We start from the raw sequence: 8112 nt of genomic DNA on the forward strand, positions 1-8112 counted from the left end.
GTTGAGGTTGAAGCCGACCGGCAGGTTGAGGCAGAGGCCCTGGTCGCGGCGGCTCTCCGGCGCCAGCGCCATGCCGAGCTTGATCGCGTCATGTTCGGAATTGACCTGTACCTCCTTGCCTTCCCAGAGGATCTGGCCGGCGGATTTGCGGTGGCGGCCGTAGAGCGTGGTGACGAACTCGCTGCGTCCGGCGCCGATCAGCCCATAGAGTCCGACGATCTCGCCGGCGCGGACCGTCATCGAGACATTTTCGAAGCCCTTGCCGGACAGGTTTTTCGCCTCGATGATGGCGGCGCCCGGCGTGAAATGCTCCTTGTGATAGACCTGCTCGATCGAGCGGTTGATCATCATCTTGACCAGTTCGGCATCGTTGGTCTCTGCGATGTTGCGGGTGCCGACCAGCGTGCCGTCGCGCAGCACGGATACCCGGTCGGCGAGTTCGAACACTTCCTCCATGCGGTGGCTGATGTAGATGATCGTCACGCCTTCGCCCTTCAGACGGCGGATCAGCGTGAAGAGCTGGTCGGCCTCCTTGCGGGTGAGGTAGGCGGTCGGCTCGTCGAAGATCAGGAATTTGGTGCCGCGCACGGTGGCGCGGGCGGCGGCTATCAGCTGCTGCTGGCCGATGGTCAGGTCGCCGAGCGTGACATGCGCCGGCAGGTCGAAGCCGAGGTCGTCGATGATCGTCTGCGCCTGCCTGACCATGGCGCGCTGCTGCAGGATGCCGAAGCGCGAATTCTCCTCGCCGAGGAACATGTTGGCGGCGACCGTCAGGTGACGGCACAGCACGACTTCCTGGTGCACGGCATTGATGCCGAGCGCCATCGCCTCGTGCGGCGTCGCCAGGGCGGCCGGCTGGCCCTCCCAGACAATCTCTCCGGAGGTGCGCGGCATGACGCCGGTCAGAAGCTTGATGAGCGTGGATTTGCCGGCGCCGTTTTCGCCGACGATGGCGTGGATCTCACCGGACTTGAAGGCGAGGTCGACCGGTTTCAGCGCGTGGGTGCCGGGATAGCGCTTCTCCAGCCCACGCAATTCGAGGATAGTCCGCCCCTGTTCCAGAACGGGTGCGGGATGCAGTTCCTGCGCCGTCGAAATCATGACAATCCTCCCAGATTGGCCTCCCTGATTGGCTTCCCAGGCTGGCCTCACGATTGGCACGCGGCGAGGCAGGGATATGCCTCGAAAACAGCCTGGCTCAGGCGTGCGGATTGCCAAGCCGTTCGTGCGGCAGTTTGTGTCTCCGGGGCGAGGTGCCCCGGAGACGATTGCGGATGCGACGGCTCAGAGCTTCGGATTGAGCAGCGCGTCGATCTTGGGGTCTTTCATGTTGTCCTTGGTCACCAGATTGGCGCCGGTGTCGACATTGGCTTCGACCTTTTCGCCCTTGGAGGCGGCGAGCGCGGTCTTGATGCCGTCATAGCCCATCCGGTACGGATCCTGGACGACGAGGGCGGAAATGACGCCGTCGTTGAGGAACTTGATCAGCTTCTCGTCGCTGTCGAAACCGACCAGCGCCAGCTTGCCGCCTAGGTTGTTTTCCGCGACGGCCTGGCCGACGCCCTGCGCCATGATCAGGTTGGAAGCGAAGATGCCTTTGAGGTTCGGGTTGGCGGTGATCAGGTCGGTGGCGATGTTGAGGCCGGTGGTGGCCTGGCCGTCGGCATATTTGTCGGCAACCAGCTTGAGGCCCGGATATTTGGCGGCCAGCTGTTCGGTGAAGCCCTGCTTGCGCTGTTCGAGCGAGCCGGCGCCCGGTGCGTTGGTGATCAGGGCGACGTCGCCCTCGATCTTGCCGCCGTTGGCGGCGCCGATGGCGGCGGCGAGGCCGTCGGCAGCGACGCGGCCGGCCTGCACATTGTCAGTGGTCAGGAACGAGGTGAAGGCCTTGGAGTCGGCACCGGAGTCGATGCCGATGACCTTCACCTTGGCAGCGGCTTCATCGATCGGCTTGCCGAGCGCCTTGAACTCGGTCGGCGCAATGACGATGGCCGCCGGGTTGCTGGCAACGGCGTTCTCGAGGATCGAGACCTGGCCGTTGACGTCGGTTTCAGCCTGGGCGCCGAGTTCCGGCACGTTGACGCCGAGATCCTTGCCGGCCTTGCGGGCGCCGGCCAGAACGATCTGCCAGTAGAAGGACGTGGTGTCCTTGACGATGATCGGAATGGTGACGTCCGCCGCCGAAACCGGCGCCGAATGCATGACGCCGGCGAGCATTGAAGCTGCTGCCAGCGTCATGACGGCGCGGCGGTTGAGAATGCTGGTCACGAATTTCATGAGGTTTCCTCCCTAAGTCGCCCGGTGAACGATACGGAAGCTCCGTCCGGATAGGCGCGGTCCCAAACAGAACTTTATCAATAAAAAACAGTTGCCCTGTTTTGATAGTGCATCGAACAGATCGATGCAAGCGGTGTTTGACCAGTCGTTGCGAGGTCTGGCAGAGGCAGATCCCCCGCCCTGTTCTCCCATTGGCGCCGTCACGCTTCCGTTCCGTTCTGGGAACGTATGGAATATTAATTCCACCAATTCGTCAATATGGAATATCCATTCCTCCATGTGCCGCAAGAACATGAAGTTTCACGCCAGCTCCTGCACCAGGGTGTAGGGACGATATTTGGCGTATTCCGTTTCCGGTACGTCGATGTCGAGCAGCTCGAGGTTGCGCGTCAGATTTGCCAGCTTGGCGGTGCCGGTCAGTACGGTGGCGACGGCAGCTTCATGCAAGGGGAATTGGAACGCTGCGGCGGCGAGCGGATAGCCACCCTCGGCGGCGATCCTCTCCATTGCGCCGACGCGGTCGAGCACGTCATGGCTGGCGGGGCGGTAGTCGAAATGTGCGCCTTGCACCGGGCCGGTCGCCAGGATGCCGGAGTTGAACACGCCGCCAATGACCAAGGAGGTCTGCTGTGCCCCGCATAGCGGCAGCAACTCCGCTTCGGCACTGCGGTCGAGCAGGGAATAGCGGCTGGCAAGCAGGATGCAGTCGAGCGGCGCCCGGCGCATGACGTCCAGGCAGATCTGCACCTCGTTGACGCCAAGCCCATAGGCGGAAATGACGCCAGTCCGTTTCAGCTCTTCGAGTGCCTTGAGGCCGCCATCCATCAGGTCGCGAAAATGCAGCTTGGTCTTCTCGATACCATGGGTGTAGGCGCCGATGTCGTGGACAAACAGGATGTCTATCCTGTTTAGGCCAAGCCGCGCATAGCTGAACTCGACCGACCGCATAATGCCGTCATAGGAATAGTCGTAGTCGAGCGCGAAGGGCAGCGGATCGACATAGGAGTGATCGGGAACCTGATCGTCCGGCACCGGGCGAAACAGCCGGCCGACCTTGGTCGACAGCACATAGGAATCGCGCGGCTTGTAACGCAGGAAGTCGCCGAAGCGGCGCTCCGACAGTCCGAAACCGTAGAAGGGTGCGGTGTCGAAATAGCGCAGGCCGGCATCCCAGGCGCCCTGCAGCGTCTCCATCGCCGCTTCGCGCGAACAGGCGCGGTAAAGGCCGCCAAGTGCGGCGCCGCCGAAGCTCACTTCGGTGACCTCCAGAGCTGTCCGACCGATACGGCGTTTTTCCATGCAAAACCTCCCCGTTGCCCGCCGCTGACCGGCGCGCAGTCTACTTTATATCAGTAAAATCTAAAGTGTTGCGCCCAGATGCCAGGGCACGAACTCGTTGTCGCCGTAGCCGAAGTCCTCGCTCTTGGTCTTGCGGCCGGAAGCCGTTTCGACGATCAGTTCGAAAATCTCGCGGCCCATGCCGGCGATGGTCTTTTCACCCGAGGCGATGACGCCGCAATTGACGTCCATGTCCTCTTCCATCTGGTGGTACATGGTCGAGTTGGTGGCGACCTTGATCGACGGCGTCGGACGGCAGCCGAAGCAGGAGCCGCGGCCGGTGGTGAAGACGATGACGTTGGCGCCGCCCGCCACCTGGCCGGTCGCCGAAACCGGGTCGTAGCCAGGCGTATCCATGAACACGAGGCCACTGCCGGTGACTTTTTCGGCGTAGCCGAAGACGCCGTTGAGCGGCGTCTGGCCGCCCTTGGCGACCGCACCGAGGGACTTCTCCAGGATGGTGGTGAGGCCGCCGCGCTTGTTGCCGGGCGAGGGATTGTTGTCGATCGAGGCGCCATGCTTGGCGACGTGGTCCTCCCACCACTTCACGAAGCCGTCGAGCTTCTGCGCGATCTCCGGCGTTGCCGCGCGGTAGGCAAGCAGATGCTCGGCGCCGTAGATTTCCGTGGTCTCGGAGAGAATGCCGATACCGCCGACGCCGGCCAGGATGTCGACAGCCGCGCCCAGCGCCGGATTGGCCGTGATGCCCGACATGCCGTCGGAGCCGCCGCATTGCAGGCCGACGACGATCTCGCTGACCGGGATCGGCTCACGCTTCAACTGGCCGACTTCCTCGGCGATCTCGGCCAGCACGCCCATCGCTTTTTCCACCGATTTGCGCGACCCGCCGGCGTCCTGGATGTTGAAATGGCGCTTGCCGGCAGCGACGCCCTTCTGGCCGTAGAGGGTGAGCTGGTTGACCTCGCAGCCGAGGCCGACCATCAGCACGCCGCCGAAATTCGGGTGGCGGGCATAGCCGGCAAGCGTGCGGTGCAGCACCATCATGCCGTCGCCGGTGCCGCTCATGCCGCAGCCCTGGCCGTGCACGATCGGCACGAAGCCGTCGATGCCGGGGTATTTCGGCAACAGCGTGCGGTTGGCGGTATCGGCGATGGAATGGCAGACGGTGGCCGAGCAATTGACGCTGGCGACGATGCCGATGAAGTTGCGCGTGCCGGCGCGGCCATCGGCGCGGCGATAGCCCATGAAGGTGCGGGCGCGGTCGGCCTCCGTCGCGTGCTCGGCCTCGCTCGGCGGCACGACCGGCAAGCGGCCGGATTCGAAAACCAGATTGTGCGAATGCACGTGCTCGCCGGCTGCGATGTCCTGTGTCGCGCGACCGATCGCCTGGGCGTATTTCACGACGGCCTCTCCGGCGGCGATCGGCTTGATCGCCACCTTGTGGCCGGGCTCGATCAGCGCACTGGCGACGGCACCGCCCGGCAGCGCGGTGCCGATCTCGATGCGGCCGTTCGCGACGGCGACATTGTCGGCGGGGGACAGAAGAATGCAGTTGGAGGCGTTCACGGGCGGTTTCCTGGGTGATCCTGGGTTGCGCGGGGCGGATTGACACGCGCCTGTTTAGAGATATTGTCTTTTATCGTGAAAAAACAGTTTTGCGTCAATTGTTTTTTCGTGGGGAGTTCCGCATGTCTCCGGGTTGTTCCGGGAAGCAATTTCGCTTCTCAGAGCCATGCGAACGTCATATTGCGCTTCAAACCGTCCGCTGCAAGCGACGGCGTGCAACGGGTCAGGGATGTCGAAGAGCAACAACGTCTACAAGGATGCCTACAACCGCTGCCTGCGGCTGCTCGACGAAACGCGCAGCCTGCCTTCGGAGCCGGAACTGGGCACCTTGCTTGGCGTCAGCCGGACCACGGTGCGCACCATTCTCGCGCGCATGGAAGAGACCGGGCTGATCGCCTGGAACAAGCGCGCCAAGACGGTGCTGCGCGAACCGCTTCCCGATGATTTCTTCCCCGAGGAAGAGACAGACACGCTGGCCGAGATCATCGAACGGTCGTTCATGCGTCGGCTGCTCGCCGGCGGCGCCGAAGCCGGCATGCAGATCAACGAACTCGAACTGGCGCGCGAGATCGGCGTTGGCACCACCAGCGTGCGCGAGTTCCTGATCCGCTTCTCCCGCTTCGGCCTGATCGAGAAACGTCGCAACAGTCATTGGGTGCTGAAGGGCTTTACGCGCGCCTTCGCGCTGGAGCTGACCGAAATCCGCGAGATGTTCGAACTGCGCTCGGCGGCCGCCTTTGCCGCTTTACCGCAGGACAGCGCAGTCTGGACCGATCTCGACCGCCTGGAAGACGAGCATCGCCAGCTGGCAAACGACATTGCCGCCCGCTTCACCGAGTTCTCCGAACTCGACGAGCGCTTCCACCGGCTGATCCACCGGGCATCGCGCAATCGCTTCATCGTCGATTTCTACGATGTCATCGCCATGATCTTCCACTACCATTACCAGTGGAACAAGGCGCAGGAACGCGAGCGCAACGAAGTCGCGATCGGTGAGCATCTGGTCTACATAGAAGCGCTGAAATCACGCGATCTCGGCAAGGTCGACGCCGCTTGCCGCAAGCATTTGAAGTCGGCGCGCCAGACATTGCTGACCTCGATCCCGGAGAGCCGGTCGCTGCAAAAACACTGAGCCGCATCGCGGCTCGGAGCCTTGTTTCATGCATGTCGTTGTCCCAAAACCGCTATACACTTCTGGGCGACATGCCTTGGGCCTGCCGCGTTGCCGCCGCGGCGATTTGGCGATTTTCCACCCGCCGGCCCCGTGCTAGATATGGTTGGTTGCTGCGAAGAGGCAGGGCTTTGGGCGTATCGAGGAGACGATGGAGCATGCCGGTCGCGCTTGTCGCGGCCTATCTGCTGTTGCTCCAGTCGACGCTTGGTGCATTCGCCTTCGGCGCCGGTCCCAATGCATCGCAACTCGACGCTTTCGGCAACGTCATCTGTACCCATGAAGGCGCAACCCAGCTTCCGGGCGGCAACCAGCCGCCGTCCCATCTGCCGGCATGCTGCGTGCTCGGCTGCAGCATGGTTTCGGCGGCCTTTGCGCCGCCGCCCAATGCCGGTCTGGCGCCGGGCAGCCTTTCCTTTGAAACGGTCGCCTTTGTCTTCCCGGCGGCCATCCATCTCGACTTTGCGCGTGAGCGCTCGCCGTCGAACCCGCGCGCGCCGCCGCTGACGGCCTGAGCCTGTTTGCCCGGCGGAACCTTTCGTGGGCGTACCCATCCAAAGATCTAACTGCTCGCGACCGGCAACGGCGCGACCTTCACTTCATGGAGCAACCATGTCCTATTTTTTCCCTGACGCCGCGCGTCCTGAGCCGGGCAGCATTCTACGCGGCATCGAAGAGCGTGTCGGCATTGCCGTGCTGGCTCTTGCGCTGCTGTTCACAGGCGCCCAGTCCGTCCTCGCGCATGAGTTCAAGGTTGGCGATCTTGAGATCGGCCACCCCTGGTCGCGCGCCACGCCGGCCGGCGCCAAAGTGGCCGGCGGTTATTTCACCATCACCAACAAGGGCAGTGCGCCGGACCGGCTGGTGTCGATTTCCTCCGATGTCTCCGAAAAGGCCGAGCTGCATGAGATGGGCGTCAAGGACGGCGTCATGACCATGCGGCCGGTTGCCGGCGGCCTGGAAATTCCGGCGGGCGGCAAGGTAGCCCTTGCACCTGGCGGCTATCATTTGATGTTCATGGGCCTGAAGCGGCAACCCAAACAGGGCGAAAAGTTCTCCGCCACCCTGACCTTCGAAAAGGCCGGCGCCGTCAGCGTCGATTTCGCCGTCGAAGGCATGGGCGGCGGCGCCGTGGACGATCACGCCAATTGACCGCGCCAGCTCGACAAATCTTGAAAATCCGAGGGACCATCATGAACAAATATCTTTTGTCGGCCGGCGCACTTCTCGCGCTCGGAACCAGCGCCGCCTTCGCGCATATCACGTTCGAAACCCAGGAGGCGGCGGTCGGCTCGACCTACAAGGCCGTTTTGCGCGTGCCGCATGGCTGCGACGGCAAGGCGACGACCGCCGTGCGCGTGCAAATTCCGGAAGGGGTGATCGCGATCAAGCCGATGCCGAAGCCCGGCTGGACGCTGCAGACCAAGAAGGGCAAGTACGAGAAATCCTACCAGCTCTACGGTCAGGCGGTGACCGATGGGGTCAAGGAGGTCGACTGGAGCGGCGGCAACCTGCCCGATGAATTCTATGACGAGTTCGTTTTCCGCGCGACGCTGACGGCGGATCTCCCCGTCGGCCAAAAACTCTATTTCCCGGTCGTGCAGGAATGCGACGGTGCAGCCGATCGCTGGATCGAGATTCCAGCGGCAGGGCAGGATGAAGACGCACTGGAAAGCCCGGCACCCGGCATCAAGCTGCTGCCGAAGAAATGATCTCCCAGGCGGCGCGCTCTTTCGAGTGCGCCGCTCTTTTTCGTGGCGGTGACATGAGCACGACCCCCCCCCCGCAAACGGCTTGCA

At 63.2% G+C, this 8112-nt stretch carries 8 protein-coding genes; 4 read left to right on the top strand and 4 right to left on the bottom strand.

Annotation, left to right across the window (positions count from 1 at the left end; translation table 11 throughout):
* The 4 genes from EN932_RS22905 to EN932_RS22920 all read right to left on the bottom strand — a co-directional run.
* Nucleotides 1-1101: sugar ABC transporter ATP-binding protein (locus tag EN932_RS22905; RefSeq protein ID WP_164890581.1), on the bottom strand; the 1101-nt coding region annotated here is incomplete at its 3' end.
* 183 nt (nucleotides 1102-1284) lie between these two features.
* On the bottom strand, nucleotides 1285-2277 hold the full coding sequence (locus EN932_RS22910; RefSeq protein WP_128369092.1) for an ABC transporter substrate-binding protein: 993 nt from the start codon (nucleotides 2275-2277) through the stop codon (nucleotides 1285-1287).
* A gap of 300 nt (nucleotides 2278-2577) precedes the next feature.
* Nucleotides 2578-3576 carry an aldo/keto reductase gene (locus EN932_RS22915; RefSeq protein ID WP_127384613.1) on the bottom strand — a complete coding sequence of 333 codons (999 nt, stop codon included), beginning with the start codon at nucleotides 3574-3576 and terminating at the stop codon, nucleotides 2578-2580.
* Nucleotides 3577-3636: 60 nt separating this feature from the next.
* Nucleotides 3637-5142 carry an altronate dehydratase family protein gene (locus EN932_RS22920; protein ID WP_013529531.1) on the bottom strand — a complete coding sequence of 502 codons (1506 nt, stop codon included), beginning with the start codon at nucleotides 5140-5142 and terminating at the stop codon, nucleotides 3637-3639.
* A 229-nt stretch (nucleotides 5143-5371) separates the two neighbouring features.
* On the opposite strand from EN932_RS22920, the gene EN932_RS22925 reads away from it, so the two are divergent.
* From EN932_RS22925 to EN932_RS22940, 4 genes are all read left to right on the top strand, one after another.
* Nucleotides 5372-6274, top strand: coding sequence for a GntR family transcriptional regulator (locus tag EN932_RS22925; RefSeq protein WP_013529532.1), 903 nt, complete (start codon nucleotides 5372-5374; stop codon nucleotides 6272-6274).
* Nucleotides 6275-6471: 197 nt separating this feature from the next.
* Nucleotides 6472-6828: a DUF2946 family protein gene (locus tag EN932_RS22930; RefSeq protein WP_063169028.1), complete on the top strand. Its 357-nt coding sequence runs from the start codon at nucleotides 6472-6474 to the stop codon at nucleotides 6826-6828.
* 97 nt (nucleotides 6829-6925) lie between these two features.
* Nucleotides 6926-7465 carry a copper chaperone PCu(A)C gene (locus EN932_RS22935; protein ID WP_063169027.1) on the top strand — a complete coding sequence of 180 codons (540 nt, stop codon included), beginning with the start codon at nucleotides 6926-6928 and terminating at the stop codon, nucleotides 7463-7465.
* 41 nt (nucleotides 7466-7506) lie between these two features.
* Nucleotides 7507-8025: a YcnI family protein gene (locus tag EN932_RS22940; protein ID WP_013529535.1), complete on the top strand. Its 519-nt coding sequence runs from the start codon at nucleotides 7507-7509 to the stop codon at nucleotides 8023-8025.
* The last annotated feature ends 87 nt before the right edge of the window (nucleotides 8026-8112 follow it).

The organism is Mesorhizobium sp. M7A.F.Ca.US.002.01.1.1, from assembly GCF_004022955.1.
Taxonomy (GTDB): Bacteria; Pseudomonadota; Alphaproteobacteria; order Rhizobiales; family Rhizobiaceae; genus Mesorhizobium; species Mesorhizobium ciceri.